Annotated in this window: 17 protein-coding genes and 2 pseudogenes; 8 read left to right on the top strand and 11 right to left on the bottom strand. The window is 46.9% G+C overall.

All coding sequences use genetic code 11. The annotated features are described in order from the left end of the window. Window positions 1-103: 103 nt before the first annotated feature. The 3 genes and pseudogenes from EL098_RS03850 to EL098_RS03840 all read left to right on the top strand — a co-directional run. Window positions 104-1,053: pseudogene (locus EL098_RS03850) on the top strand (IS3 family transposase); the annotation flags it as partial. Between the two features lie 209 nt (window positions 1,054-1,262). Then, entirely contained in the window at window positions 1,263-2,333 is a 1,071-nt protein-coding gene (locus tag EL098_RS03845) for an IS110 family RNA-guided transposase (protein ID WP_126354924.1), read from the top strand. Window positions 2,334-2,340: 7 nt separating this feature from the next. Next, window positions 2,341-2,526: pseudogene (locus EL098_RS03840) on the top strand (IS3 family transposase); the annotation flags it as partial. Between the two features lie 807 nt (window positions 2,527-3,333). Here EL098_RS03840 and EL098_RS03830 read toward each other — a convergent pair. The 3 genes from EL098_RS03830 to EL098_RS03820 form a co-directional block, all read right to left on the bottom strand. After that, window positions 3,334-4,185 carry a hypothetical protein gene (locus EL098_RS03830; protein ID WP_232012311.1) on the bottom strand — a complete coding sequence of 284 codons (852 nt, stop codon included), beginning with the start codon at window positions 4,183-4,185 and terminating at the stop codon, window positions 3,334-3,336. 101 nt (window positions 4,186-4,286) lie between these two features. Beyond that, window positions 4,287-4,733, bottom strand: coding sequence for a hypothetical protein (locus tag EL098_RS03825; RefSeq protein WP_103928274.1), 447 nt, complete (start codon window positions 4,731-4,733; stop codon window positions 4,287-4,289). After that, the gene (locus EL098_RS03820) at window positions 4,734-4,931 is read right to left on the bottom strand and encodes a helix-turn-helix transcriptional regulator (RefSeq protein ID WP_126354920.1); all 198 of its coding nucleotides are present in this window, start codon (window positions 4,929-4,931) and stop codon (window positions 4,734-4,736) included. 224 nt (window positions 4,932-5,155) lie between these two features. Here EL098_RS03820 and EL098_RS23645 point away from each other — a divergent pair, with 224 nt between their 5' ends. Both EL098_RS23645 and EL098_RS23370 read left to right on the top strand, forming a co-directional pair. Continuing rightward, window positions 5,156-5,287 carry a hypothetical protein gene (locus EL098_RS23645; RefSeq protein WP_269462195.1) on the top strand — a complete coding sequence of 44 codons (132 nt, stop codon included), beginning with the start codon at window positions 5,156-5,158 and terminating at the stop codon, window positions 5,285-5,287. 89 nt (window positions 5,288-5,376) lie between these two features. Continuing rightward, complete coding sequence (locus EL098_RS23370) at window positions 5,377-5,772, top strand: hypothetical protein (RefSeq protein ID WP_232012309.1); 396 nt, start codon at window positions 5,377-5,379, stop codon at window positions 5,770-5,772. Here EL098_RS23370 and EL098_RS03810 read toward each other — a convergent pair. The 5 genes from EL098_RS03810 to EL098_RS03790 form a co-directional block, all read right to left on the bottom strand. Then, the gene (locus EL098_RS03810) at window positions 5,759-6,688 is read right to left on the bottom strand and encodes a tyrosine-type recombinase/integrase (protein ID WP_126354918.1); all 930 of its coding nucleotides are present in this window, start codon (window positions 6,686-6,688) and stop codon (window positions 5,759-5,761) included. The genes EL098_RS23370 and EL098_RS03810 overlap by 14 nt on opposite strands. 46 nt (window positions 6,689-6,734) lie before the next feature. Continuing rightward, window positions 6,735-7,187 (bottom strand): RadC family protein, encoded by a 453-nt coding sequence (gene radC, locus EL098_RS03805; RefSeq protein WP_126354916.1) that lies wholly within the window; start codon window positions 7,185-7,187, stop codon window positions 6,735-6,737. 1 nt (window position 7,188) lies between these two features. Further along, window positions 7,189-7,650, bottom strand: coding sequence for a hypothetical protein (locus EL098_RS03800; RefSeq protein WP_126358345.1), 462 nt, complete (start codon window positions 7,648-7,650; stop codon window positions 7,189-7,191). Between the two features lie 120 nt (window positions 7,651-7,770). Beyond that, window positions 7,771-8,163, bottom strand: a complete 393-nt coding sequence (locus EL098_RS03795) for a DUF2787 family protein (protein WP_126358344.1) — start codon at window positions 8,161-8,163, stop codon at window positions 7,771-7,773. 268 nt (window positions 8,164-8,431) lie between these two features. After that, window positions 8,432-8,806, bottom strand: a complete 375-nt coding sequence (locus EL098_RS03790) for a helix-turn-helix domain-containing protein (RefSeq protein WP_126358343.1) — start codon at window positions 8,804-8,806, stop codon at window positions 8,432-8,434. A 191-nt stretch (window positions 8,807-8,997) separates the two neighbouring features. On the opposite strand from EL098_RS03790, the gene EL098_RS03785 reads away from it, so the two are divergent. The 3 genes from EL098_RS03785 to EL098_RS03775 are packed head-to-tail and all read left to right on the top strand — an operon-like array spanning window position 8,998 to window position 10,265. Then, window positions 8,998-9,525 carry a hypothetical protein gene (locus EL098_RS03785; protein WP_126354914.1) on the top strand — a complete coding sequence of 176 codons (528 nt, stop codon included), beginning with the start codon at window positions 8,998-9,000 and terminating at the stop codon, window positions 9,523-9,525. A 14-nt stretch (window positions 9,526-9,539) separates the two neighbouring features. After that, window positions 9,540-9,899, top strand: a complete 360-nt coding sequence (locus tag EL098_RS03780; RefSeq protein WP_126354912.1) for an acyl-CoA dehydrogenase — start codon at window positions 9,540-9,542, stop codon at window positions 9,897-9,899. Window positions 9,900-9,929: 30 nt separating this feature from the next. After that, window positions 9,930-10,265: a hypothetical protein gene (locus tag EL098_RS03775; protein WP_126354910.1), complete on the top strand. Its 336-nt coding sequence runs from the start codon at window positions 9,930-9,932 to the stop codon at window positions 10,263-10,265. A gap of 105 nt (window positions 10,266-10,370) precedes the next feature. Here the strand turns inward: EL098_RS03775 and EL098_RS03770 are convergent, their stop codons facing one another. Genes EL098_RS03770 through EL098_RS03760 form a run of 3 tightly spaced genes read right to left on the bottom strand, consistent with a single transcriptional unit; the run spans window position 10,371 to window position 11,856 of the window. Beyond that, window positions 10,371-10,823 carry a restriction endonuclease gene (locus EL098_RS03770; RefSeq protein ID WP_126354908.1) on the bottom strand — a complete coding sequence of 151 codons (453 nt, stop codon included), beginning with the start codon at window positions 10,821-10,823 and terminating at the stop codon, window positions 10,371-10,373. Next, window positions 10,820-11,248: a hypothetical protein gene (locus EL098_RS03765; RefSeq protein WP_126354906.1), complete on the bottom strand. Its 429-nt coding sequence runs from the start codon at window positions 11,246-11,248 to the stop codon at window positions 10,820-10,822. The genes EL098_RS03770 and EL098_RS03765 overlap by 4 nt, the downstream gene beginning before the upstream one ends. After that, window positions 11,248-11,856, bottom strand: coding sequence for a ParA family protein (locus EL098_RS03760; RefSeq protein WP_126354904.1), 609 nt, complete (start codon window positions 11,854-11,856; stop codon window positions 11,248-11,250). The genes EL098_RS03765 and EL098_RS03760 overlap by 1 nt, the downstream gene beginning before the upstream one ends. Window positions 11,857-11,941 lie beyond the last annotated feature (85 nt).

The following is an 11,941-nucleotide window of genomic DNA, read 5'->3' as shown; positions in this document are numbered from 1 at the left end:
AGTTGGACTGACCCCACCCCGGTAGACGATCCTGCCCTATAGTTTGGACTGACCCCACCCCGGTAGACGATCCTGCCCTATAGTTTGAGCACAGGAGGAGCGTATGGGCACACCACGATTTACACCTGAATTTAAGGAAGAAGCCGTCCGTCAGATAACGGAACGCGGTTATTCCGTCGCCGAAGTATCTGACCGTCTGGGTGTTTCTGCACACAGCCTCTACAAGTGGCTACGGGCTATCAAACCTGATAACAGCGAACAGCATGCCCGGGATTTACTGGAAGCCAAAAGCGAGATCCTGAAACTACGGGCGCAGCTAAAACGCACCGAAGAAGAACGGGATATCCTGAAAAAGGCCGCGCGGTACTTTGCAAGGGAGCCCGACTGAAGTACCGCTTTATCAATGAGCACCGCACTGTATGGGGTGTCATGACGATGTGTCGGGTACTGAATGTTGCCCGGGCCGGGTTCTATGCGTGGCTGCACAACCCGGTCTCGGCGCGTGATAAAGATAACCAGCGTCTGCTGATGCTTATCCGCGACTCATATTCACTGAGCGGAGGCGTATACGGTTACCGGCGGGTTCATGGCGACCTGAACGAAATCGGGGAGACCTGCGGCAAAAACCGGGTGGGTCGTATTATGCAACTGAACCGGATCAAAGCCGTTCGCGGCTATAAGGCACCTCGCCGTATCGCCGGCAGACCTTCCGTTGTTGCCCCTAATCGCGTGCAGCGACAGTTTACCGTTGTCCGGGCCAATCAGATCTGGGTCACCGATATTACTTATATCCGCACCTGGCAGGGCTGGCTGTATCTGGCGGTGGTTATCGATCTCTTCGCCCGTAACGTGGTCGGCTGGTCGATGAAGCCCACTCTCTCACGCGAACTGGCACTGGATGCGCTGATGATGGCGGTCTGGCGACGTAAACCGGACAGCGAGGTCATCGTGCACTCAGACCAGGGCAGCCAGTACGGCAGCGACGACTGGCAACGGTTCTGTCGGGCCAATAATCTGGCACCCAGTATGAGTCGGCGTGGCAACTGCTGGGATACTCATTCTAATATACTTTCAAATACCGGATTGGACTGACCCGTGCTGGGATTGGCTCTGATGCCTTTGTGTTGACCTGTCGTCTGTTCTGGTATTTCCCGGGCATAACCGGGCCCAGCGTTTGTGACCTGATAGGAGCTTTGTACTGCATCCCGAGTGTCCTGTCCTGCGATGGGGATGGTTGTGCTACCAATATCTGGGGGCAAACCATGCAAAACGACCACAAATCTTCTGAAAGCGTGATCCTGGGGGTTGATACACACCTTGATATTCATGTCGGTGCTGTTATCAGTCAGGCAGGTAAACTGCTTGGCACTCACATTATTCAAACAAATCAAACTGGTTATCTGGAACTACTTGATTGGGCTCGTTCTTTTGGGTGTCTCGAACGAGCTGGCATTGAAGGAACCGGAACGTATGGTGCCGCATTAACACGTTATCTCATTAAGAATGGCATTTATGTGGTTGAAGTTAATCGGCCAGATCGCTCAAAACGTCGCCTTGAAGGGAAGTCAGATCCCCTGGATGCAGAAAATGCAGCCCGGTCAGTTCTTTCAGGGAGCAGCAAGGCCATACCCAAAATGCAGTCCGGCGCGTGTGAAGCTCTCCGGATTATCAGTGTTGCCCGACGCAGTGCAGTAAAAGCCCGCACGCAGGCGATTAATCAGCTTCGTGCGCTGCTGGTTAGTGCCCCGCAGGATGTCCGCGACAAACTCTGGAAATCGAAACCACACGAATGCGTTACCGCCTGCATTAACAGCGAGGTATCAGAGTATTCTCCATTGCGGATAGCCCTGTGCAACACTCTTCGAAGCCTTGCGAAACGATGGATGGCCCTGACTGAAGAGCTGAATGAACTGGACGAATCACTGGATAAACTGACCCGTAAATATGCCAGTCATCTTCGTAGCCAGTTTGGGGTAGGACCACAGACGGCTGCAACACTGCTGGCCGTTGCAGGTGATAACCCCGAACGTTTAAAAAATGAAGCGGCTCTGGCATCGCTCTGTGGCGTAAATCCGTTGCCAGCATCATCGGGAAAAACTGTCAGGCACAGATTAAACCGCGGCGGCTCACGCGAAGCTAATAACGCCCTGTGGACAATAGCCCTTGTGCGTATGCGTAGTGATCCGCGCACAAGAATCTATGTCGACAGAAGGACTGGTGAAGGGCTGTCGACCAAAGAGATCCTGAGATGCCTGAAGCGCTACATCGTCCGTGAACTCTATCCATTGATTTTATCAGATCTCGCCTATGCCAATCGCCCGCTCTTGACATAGGAGCGTCAATGCGGTGGCCGAATCGTTCTTCAGTTCACTGAAAAAAGAACGCATCAGAAAGAGAATATACAAAACCCGGGATCTGGCCCGGGCCGATATCTTCGATTACATTGAAGTCTTCTACAACCGGGCCCGGCGCCACAGTCATCTCGGCGGCGTCAGTCCGGAGGCCTTCGAACAGGCCTCGTCGTGAGGACAGGAAATGTCTACTGCTGTGGGGTCAGTCCACATCCATCATCGTCTGTTTCCAGCCATATGTGGGCCAAGAACCACCGTAATGTCTGCCGCCGGGTGACCGCCCATTGCGTATCCCCCACGACATAATCCGTTATTTCAGTAATACGGTCATAAACCCACTTAGGGATCTTCACTGGATAATCCTTTTCTGTATTCACGGTCCCGTCTCAGCATGGTGTTGTTGCATCGATAATTACGCGGACTCTTACGCAGACCATTTCACCAGTTTTTAAGTCGGGCAATTTGAAAGTCAAAACCCCAGTCGCGAGGATGGGCTCCGCCCATGATTTGCTCCACTCCGGTCGCAAATCTCTCCCCCTAGTCAGGCTGACGCCTTCCCTCACTCGCTGCGCTCGTTCGCCGTGTCGTTTTTATGGCAGGAGAAGGAAATGAAGCCTCCGTTATGCTGCGTGTCCCCAAGCTCTCCGTTGCGCTCAATGGCAATGGTGTTCGCTGACCGCTCCCCCATTGTGTGTAGAATATTCACTGGCAGAAATGTAGAAAGCCCTCTCATATGCGCTAACTCGTCAGTTAATGGCAAGGATCGGGTGCATAGAGGCATCCGTAAGACTCTGCAGAAAACAGACGGTTACGTTAAAATCGGAACAGTTGGAATTTTAAAGTGCATCAACGCCATCAGGATCACCCGTCAGCGCTGCAGTTTTACAACAACGAAATTGCAGTGGTTGCCGATGTTATTCGTCGTTCCACTGCAATTTGATCAACAGCAAAAATGCATTGCAGTTGCTGCATTACCGGTAGATCAGGGCACTTTCCCTGGAGGTTGCCCAAATGAAAAAGAAACAATATTTGTTCCGAGTGAGTCCAGGGCAAGCAGGCTTTTTAACAGTGTCCGGCCTTTCAGTGGCTCCATTCTTGACTTAACAAGAACGTCTTTATCAGTCAGTGTATAATCCGTTGTGTGCCAGGCGGGATCCAGGGCGCATGAAAGCAGCCTAGCGGGGTCTTTATACCTGAGCACAATCACCGGCGTGTTGACAACCGATGCATCAACGAATGCCCCACCACTTCGCGACATATGCGCTTTTAGCCCTTTAATCAACGTGCTGTCATTGGGCAGGAATAAACATAACTGTGGAATCCAAAAAATATGCTCTTCTGGGCCATCAGGCATATGTCGCATCATACTGAAGGTGCCTGTGGCCGGACCGGCGTACCCCAGGCGGTTAAGTACCCGGCTTATCCTCTGCTTATAACGACCGATTTGCGCCCTGAGCGCATCGGTGTTCTTCCATGGCGGCGGAGTTTGCGTATCCTTGTTGAAAAACAGGACCACTCCCACATATTCTGCTGAATTCTCCGGCAAGACATGCAACATAGCCAGTTGCGCCAGAATGCGTTCCCGCTGGCAATGCGGGCATATAAGACTGTTGCATGGAGATCCGTTTCTGCACTGCCTGAGTTTTTGGGCAATGACGTCATAGCAGCGATTGCTGCCTTTCAGTTTTAGTAAATGAATAAGACGCTGCAATTCATGCTCACTTTCCTGCTGCGTAATAATAGTGGGAAATGCTTTACTTAAAATCTCAAGCCTTGACGGTGCGTGGCGAATGTAATCCGGGTCTGATGTTCTGAAGTAATAAGATTCGTTCATTTAATATTCCTGGTTGTATTCATTACCCTGCCAACTGAGTAAAGCAACAGGGTAATGTGTCCGGTTTTTATTCAGGCAAAATTGATATATCCTGTTGAGGATTAAAAACCATCCTGATGCCGTTCAACTAAGTCATTTGCAGTCCAGCCAGATGAATATTCATCATCAGTCGGCCTTAAATAATCTAAATTTAACGTCGTATGACCCGGTAAACTATTCCCCACCGAAACGCCCTGGTAATGTAATTGTTTAGCAGCGTTACATTGCGCACAGGCTCCACTTCCACATGGGATGTATTTACACCTGTCAAGAATACACGCTATTTTACCGTATATGTTGCACTCATCCTTCCACCAGTGCTCCCCTCTTTTGATGGCATCAGACAAAATTCGTGCAGATACCCGGTTAAGCTTACGTATCCGCAACTGTTGTTCCCTTAATATGGCAGCGGTAGCACGTTTCGATAACCCAACCTGTTTCCCCATGGTTTCAAACCAGGGGACTGCTATTTCTTTCGCAGAACTTGTTTTAGCTATTATCTCTTTCATTTATTTTCCCGCCTGCATACGACTGTTAACCCAGTTATTGATATCACTCTCCAGCCAACCCACCGCCCGGCCACTGTCACCCGTTAGCTTCTTTGACAAAGGAAAGACTCCTTTCGAGATGAGTCGGTACAACGTCGCTGACGAGATCCCCGTCAGATGAAGAACCTCTTTTTTACGCAAAATACGGTTGGTGTTCATGCTTGTGCTCCTTTGAGCTGCTTCAGGAGCGGGGTTATTTACAACCACCAAAAAACGCAAGGATTCGCCCAACGCTGCCTTCGTTGAGCACGTTCAGGGCATCGTTCATGTTTATGCCATCCGAGATCAGCTTTTTCTGGCTCCAAAACGATCACATCAAGGGCTATTGGCCACTGAGGCTCAATGGTGATATTTTGAACACAACACTCTCATGGAGGTGACCTGTGATTGGTAACCAAAGCAACAAGGCTGACGCTAAATGCCACCGGGAACGGAAAAGCAGTAACGAGGTCTTTGAATTTCTGGAGAAGAAGCTCTTTATCTGGGACGGGATACCCGGCAAAAACTGGCACTGATTGCCCGAAAACTGACGGGAGCGGGTTTTAGCCCGGATAAATTCGACGCAGAGAAAGCGGCGGATGTGCTGAGTGCCTGCGTGAATCACATGTTTAATGACCTGCTCAATGAGGGAGAGCTAAACGGGATTTATGGGCTGGAGGAGCCCCCCATGATAGTTCCGGCCAGATCCCCTAAGGCACTGGAAATCTACACTGTTTACCAGCTCGTTAAAGGTCGTTTTGACAAGCTTTATACGGAAGAGTCAGATCGTGAGAAATGTGCTTCGGTAGCAAAAAAACTTAATGAGTATGGAATATGGAAACCCCGGTTAAAACGTCTCTCTGACGGTAAAGAATGGGCACGTGAGGATGTTGCGTGGATGCTTCAGCCTGAAAATATCAATGCACTGATTAAAGTCCAGAATCAAAAGTATGCGCGGTTGAGTGCTGAAGATAAAACTGAAGCCGCGTCAGGAAACGGCTCAACAGCTAAAAACACCTGATGCGTTTACTGGCGCTGATTTTCATGCTCTCACCACGACAGTCATAGCGGGTTGTCGTGGATATGTCGCTGTGGCCTGCCAGTTGGCGGACGGTGTTGATATCCACGCCCTGCTCCAGCAAACGGGTGATGAAGGTGCGCCGCATATCATGTGGAGTAAACCGCGCTATGCCTGACGTATGCTGTAACTGCTCTAGGATACCCGTTAACCCGGTTGTTGTCAGAGGCTGGCTGGCCACCTTACTGTTGCGCTGAATACGGCTGAACAGTGCGTTTTCAGCTTCGTTTGCACTGACTTTAAGCCATGCGCGGATGGCCTTGTCCACCGCATCCGCCACATGAATTTCGCGGTATTTGCGCCCCTTTCCTTGCCTCACCGTCAGGATACCGTTGTCATAGTCCCGGCGTTCAAGTTTAACCAGTTCCCCGGCCCGCAGGCCCGTTCCACAAAGCGTCAGCACAATAGCGGCATCACGGTAGCGCCGTACCGGTTGCGGATGCTGTTTTGCGGCATGAATCAGCGCACGGATTTCCTGTTTGTCTAGAGCCCTTCCTTTGCGCTGGATATCACCGCTCACGCGCTTCACTGATCGGATACGTGCCAGCGTTTCGGCATCCATGCAGTTGAGATTAAAGGCCGTCTGCACCACACCCCGGAGTGCTGACAGCGCCATGTTGACCGACGACACAGCGTAACCGTCATCCAGCAGTGCCGCACGTACTTTAGCGACGGCGGCGTAGTTAAGCTGTTCCCACGGATAGTTATCTGCATCCATACCGTGTTTAAGTATGCTGGCGCTGCGGTTTAACAGGCTGGTGATACCCCGCCGTCCCGATGGTGCAAGACCGCCAATATACGCATCGAACATGCTAGTTTGCACCACTGGCTGAATCTGGCGTAATGCAGCCCTGCTCATGAACGTAACCCGCAATAACGTACATTAAACCAGGTAACTTTCAGCATCACACTAGCCCCCGTTCAGCCATAGACACCGTTTCAGTCCCCGCCACGATAAAGTGGTCAAGCAGCCGCACATCCAGCATTTCGAGCAGTTCCTGAAGCTTTTTAGTCAACCTGATATCGCAGCGGCTGGGTTCAAGCTCGCCGCTGGGGTGGTTGTGGACAAGGATGACGGCGGCGGCGTTATGTTTCAGCACACGCTTGATAACTTCGCGGGGGTGAACGCTAACCGTGTTTAACGTCCCCCTGAACAGGATTTCCTTGTGCAGTAGCTGATTCTGATTATCGAGCAGGATGATGCCAAACTCTTCATGTTCAAGCGGTGCCAACTCAACCATTACGCACCGTCGCACATCATTAGGGGAACAGAGTTGAACCCCGCGCTGGTAGTACCGGCTGATAATGTCACGCGCCTGGTCAAGGATACGGGTTTCACGCTGGGTAAACATGGCCATGTCAGAACTCCCGTTCAATGAAGTAAATGGCGTCGGGAAACAGCTGGCGGCGGGTTACGCCAGTACGCAGGGAGAAAGCTTTACGGGGCATGGTGGTTCGCCCGTTACTGTCGAAGAAGCAGAGCGTTTCTTCATCTATTTTGACCAGAAGGGACCAGTGAAACTGGTCGCTGAGCATAATCAAGCGGGAATAGTCAGTGACGTCAAGAAACCGCTGCATTTCCCTGAAAAGTCGCCCGTCTGATAACCCCCGTTTCCCTGAAAAGGGTCTGGTGATTTGAACCGGGAACTGGCGGCTGTAATGTCCTTTCTGCAGCACCTGAGCTATCAGCCAGTCCAGACGGTCCTCTTCAATCCCTTCAGTCAGCCATTCATGCAAAGGCCAGCGCTGCTGATAAGCCTGAATAAGCCGGTTCATTAACGGACGTCGTTTCACCCTGCCGTCATACAACCAGCTCAGCATGTTAACCACACAGTAAGCACCGCATAGACAGTCCAGTTCGCCCTGTTGAGACGCACGTATCCCTCTGTCAGTCGTCACAGATAATTCTCCATGTCAGTAGTGATAGTTAGTGCAGAGGGATTAGCTTTCCCACAGGACGGTAATGGTGTAGATGTTCATGGCGTGATACTGAATAAAGTTGGATTGCCAGAGTTCAAATAACTCCCTTCCGGCGTTAACAGGCAGGTCACCAACATGAGCCAGAAAGACATATTGCTGACTCCAGCTAATATCAATTTCCTTTTCCAGTTCTGGGTAAATCACGCCCATATAACTGAAGTCGGTGATGTAATCGAAATACCATTCATCATTGCGTGAAACAAGCCGTATTTCGACAGGATGGTAACCGCCCTTTTCAGTGCTGTAACACAGTTTTTTAAATAACAGACTGACGGCTGTAATTTTGGCTTTATGCGGCGGAGGATTTCCCGCTTCATTTATTATGATATTTATTAATTCCTGATCGACGGGCATAGCTAGCCCTTCCTGATGGATAACACTCATCGTTTTTATTCCGGCAAATATGCATTTGAATTGATGATACAACCCAATAATTGACCATTGCCATACTGACTGTTTAGACGATAGACGCCCTCCCATCAGGATGGGATAATAAAATGAAATGCTAAGTTGGCAATTAGTTTGTATCAGCTACTGGACAATATGACACTATCCAGCAATGTTATTTTACCAGGGTCATGCTTTTAATGCAAATAGTTTCACTCAGGAACTAATTTGGTTGTTATTTTATAAACTCATCTAAAAACATAATTAAGCTTTTCCTCTTAGTGTTGTCTAGCTTATTCCAGACTTGCTCGAGACGTTGTTTTAATTCAATGTCAAGCCCAGTGGCATAGTTAATCGGGATATCAGAAACATTTAAATCCTCCATACAATCAATAAAGAACCAGCTGATTGGAGTTTTTAAAGTAACGGCAATTTTGACTAAATGAGCAATATTGATCTTATTCGTTCCGCGTTCATAGCGGGAAAGTTGTTGTTGAGAGATATCGATAGTCTCTGCAAGATCGGCAGCAGTAAGCCCTGCTTCTTTACGTCTAGTCTGAATACGCTGCCCTACCAGCTTATCAGCTGAATCTGCCATCAGTTTTACCATCATTTTATCTCCAGAACGTCCATAAGAGGAATTCTGTGGCTTTTTTACTCTTGCATGAACATCACTAATGGACATAAAATTAACCATTGAGTCACTTATAGACATAAAACAGCTGCAATCGATCAACTAAGCTGGATTGGAAGCCCATTCAACTGAGCAGCAGAGCAAAAGTGGGCAAAAAGGAGAACATTGTGGCAACCACCATCACAGAAATAACGGAATGCTTTGAGTATTTTTTCAGTTCTCTTTATCGCAGGGAGTTCGTCAAAACCCTGCGCCTGCACGAATGTAGCGAGCGGGAATTACTGCCTTTGGTACGTTGCTATTTGCTGGGTTGGTTTGCAGATAATGTCTCACCGGAAGTAAAAAGCAAGCTGTCAGGAACTGTATCCGGGCACGGTTACATTGATTTTGTCATTGATGATGTAGCCGTTGAGTTTGCAGTACGTAAACCAACTGCGGCACGTTCCAATGTCTCCGCGACCGTCAACAGTACAGAAGTAAAGAAATTGATGAAGCACGACGGCAAAGCCTTGCTTGTGCTGTTTGACTTCTCTGACACGCCCTACTTAGAAGAACAGATCGAATCTTTCCGCAACTGGCCCTCTCTTGGTCGAGGGAATCATCGCAAGTCCGCATTCAACGTCGTTTATTTCTTTGTGGAAAAACGCAGACCGCTGGCACTGGGGAAAATCACCAAAAACATCCGTATCACTTAGCAGGGAATCAAATAATGAATAGAAAACTGTTGGCCTTATTGATGACAGCCATAACGCTACCTGTCGCAGCAGAGCAGTACGTAAAACCCGGAGCGGTTCTAACCCTGCATCCGGGAAAGGGCAATGCTGAATTCAACATTAATGCCTCAACGGGGGATGGTTCGGGCGTATGCAATATGGAGGGGACAGCACAGCAAATAGCTGCCGGAGAAAGCCAGAAGCGTCGCTGGGTCTGGAATGACAATACCAGCCAGTGTGTCGCAGTAGTTAGTGAACTGAAAAACGGTAAGGCCAGCGTGATGACTCGTGGTTGCGAAGGCTACTGTGGGATTTCTGCGGCAGGCACAATGGATGGTCTATTTAATAAGCAGTAATAAATGCCTTAATTAACGAAGGAATCTTAGATGAAAAGAACAATGCTTCTGGTATTAATAGCGGCTGGTTTGTTGGCTGGCTGCGGCGAGAAAACACCAAAATGCAATAGTGATGATGCTAAAAATCTGGTCGTAGATATTGCCAGAAAGACAATGGCGAAAGGGATGACATTGGATAAGGATGTGCGTATTTCTGTAGAAAATGTCAGAACAATTAGCCATGAATCAGGTCTGGATGTTTATCAGTGTGCGGCTGATTTAACCTTCGCCAAACCAAACATGAAAAATTCATTGCCAATTACGTATCGGATACAGAAAACAGAGGATGACAAGGGACAATTTTATATAAATGTATATGGTTTATAATCACCTTAGCTAACCTCAGGATTCATTTTGGATGAAGTGATAAAATTTCATCCAAAAGGATAATTTGAAATTAATAGTTACATACAAACTTAAGATATTTCGTCATCACCCAATTTCCTTTTTAATTTCCTCATCTAAAAATCTCAACGCTGGGAGGTCAGCACAAGCTCTAGAGAAAGCATCCGTATGCTCCAGAATATCTCGTAATATAAGAAGATGAACTTTGATACTTTTTATGTCATCGTAAAAAAATAACCTTTGGGTGAATGTTTCTTTATAACCGACCCCAGACAACATAATTACAACATTAGGTTTATGATAGGCAATGTCAGCATACAGAGCCCTTGCATCATCTTTGTCTAAATTGCTTGCTCTCAGTTTAGATTGAAATTGAATTTTTACTCCATTTATATTGATTGAACCGTCAATTCCATCATCAGCACCTCTTGGCCCTGGATTTAACCCTAAAAAATATGCAATCCGCTGCCCCATAACCTGCTTTGTTGCATTGCTCAACTGCAGTATTGCATTAATAATAAAATAAGATTGCCTACTCATTTAAATCTCATCTTTGGTTTTGGTGTTGATGGCACAACCTCCAGGTTCAATTTTTCACAAAAAATGTCTACACTATTCACCACACATTTAGAATATACAATCTCAATTTCATCACATTTATCCCCAACTATTTCTTTTATTTCCCCTAGATTTTTTAGGCTTATATCAAAAGGAACTGATACATAATCACCGTTTTCTGACTCCAAATCCCCTACATTATTTAAATTATGATTATACAATGCATAACTGATAGAGATGTTAATAGCAAAATCAACAGTGATATCTAATGATTCCATTAACAATTTAATTTTATCACTAGTTTTTTTCGGAACGTTAACCTCTGAAACTTCGAAAGAACTCTCTTTTCCTTCTTTTTTTTCAAGTGCACTTTTCATTAAAAATTGCTGATATTTATTATCTGCCATTACCGCACTCCTAATTTAAAAACACCATACAAATATTCATATTCATCATCTAAATCCCAAATATACTTCCTCTCAGAATGACACCTATCAAAATCTGAAATATAATCAATATTTAATCTTTCATACCCTTGTAATTTCTCTGTTGTGAAGTGAGTTCCCATTCCAACGATTAGTTTTTTCACCTTGTAACCAAAAATACCTTCACACTTCTGAATTAAAGCTACGGAATCTTCTGCATGGCTAAGTGATAAAAACTGATTACTAACTGGTAAAAGTACAATATCAGGATTAATTTCGAGGATGACTGATAAAGCATTTTCTATACGTGTATCAATATCAACTACGATATGCTCGTAACCCGAAAATGCGTTTTTGTTGCTCATTTTTAGCCGTTCTGGATTCCATAAGACATCTACATTATCCATTCCACGCTTATGCTCAAGTGATGACTGCGGAACTGCCCCACTAAAAAATCGAAATGCATCCCCTTGAGAATCACAATCAATTAGGTATGATTTATAATACTCAGACTTCAACACTCCTGCAACATGAACGGCTAACGTCGTTTTCCCAACCCCACCTTTATGCTGAGCAACTACTATTCTCATAGAACACCTTCTTAAGACATCATAAATTTTATTTTTTTTCTTTTAAAAACAATAATAAAGAATAAATTGGCCTCGAATTTCTAGT

The sequence above is a fragment of the Cedecea lapagei genome, from assembly GCF_900635955.1.
GTDB classification, from domain to species: Bacteria; Pseudomonadota; Gammaproteobacteria; order Enterobacterales; family Enterobacteriaceae; genus Cedecea; species Cedecea lapagei.
The sequence above is the reverse complement of the archived record's forward strand: the minus strand, read 5'-3'. Positions and strand labels throughout refer to the sequence as shown.

Coding starts and splice junctions, on each gene's coding strand:
- EL098_RS03775 (WP_126354910.1), top strand. CDS start 9,930: ATGAAAAGAACAATGCTTCTGGTATTAATAGCGGCTGGTTTGTTGGCT.
- EL098_RS03765 (WP_126354906.1), bottom strand. CDS start 11,248: ATGGCAGATAATAAATATCAGCAATTTTTAATGAAAAGTGCACTTGAA.
- radC (WP_126354916.1), bottom strand. CDS start 7,187: ATGGCCATGTTTACCCAGCGTGAAACCCGTATCCTTGACCAGGCGCGT.
- EL098_RS03795 (WP_126358344.1), bottom strand. CDS start 8,163: ATGCCCGTCGATCAGGAATTAATAAATATCATAATAAATGAAGCGGGA.
- EL098_RS03800 (WP_126358345.1), bottom strand. CDS start 7,650: ATGCTGAGCTGGTTGTATGACGGCAGGGTGAAACGACGTCCGTTAATG.
- EL098_RS03770 (WP_126354908.1), bottom strand. CDS start 10,823: ATGAGTAGGCAATCTTATTTTATTATTAATGCAATACTGCAGTTGAGC.
- EL098_RS03780 (WP_126354912.1), top strand. CDS start 9,540: ATGAATAGAAAACTGTTGGCCTTATTGATGACAGCCATAACGCTACCT.
- EL098_RS03820 (WP_126354920.1), bottom strand. CDS start 4,931: ATGAACACCAACCGTATTTTGCGTAAAAAAGAGGTTCTTCATCTGACG.
- EL098_RS03845 (WP_126354924.1), top strand. CDS start 1,263: ATGCAAAACGACCACAAATCTTCTGAAAGCGTGATCCTGGGGGTTGAT.
- EL098_RS03760 (WP_126354904.1), bottom strand. CDS start 11,856: ATGAGAATAGTAGTTGCTCAGCATAAAGGTGGGGTTGGGAAAACGACG.
- EL098_RS03825 (WP_103928274.1), bottom strand. CDS start 4,733: ATGAAAGAGATAATAGCTAAAACAAGTTCTGCGAAAGAAATAGCAGTC.
- EL098_RS03830 (WP_232012311.1), bottom strand. CDS start 4,185: ATGAACGAATCTTATTACTTCAGAACATCAGACCCGGATTACATTCGC.
- EL098_RS03810 (WP_126354918.1), bottom strand. CDS start 6,688: ATGAGCAGGGCTGCATTACGCCAGATTCAGCCAGTGGTGCAAACTAGC.
- EL098_RS23370 (WP_232012309.1), top strand. CDS start 5,377: ATGTTTAATGACCTGCTCAATGAGGGAGAGCTAAACGGGATTTATGGG.
- EL098_RS03790 (WP_126358343.1), bottom strand. CDS start 8,806: ATGGTAAAACTGATGGCAGATTCAGCTGATAAGCTGGTAGGGCAGCGT.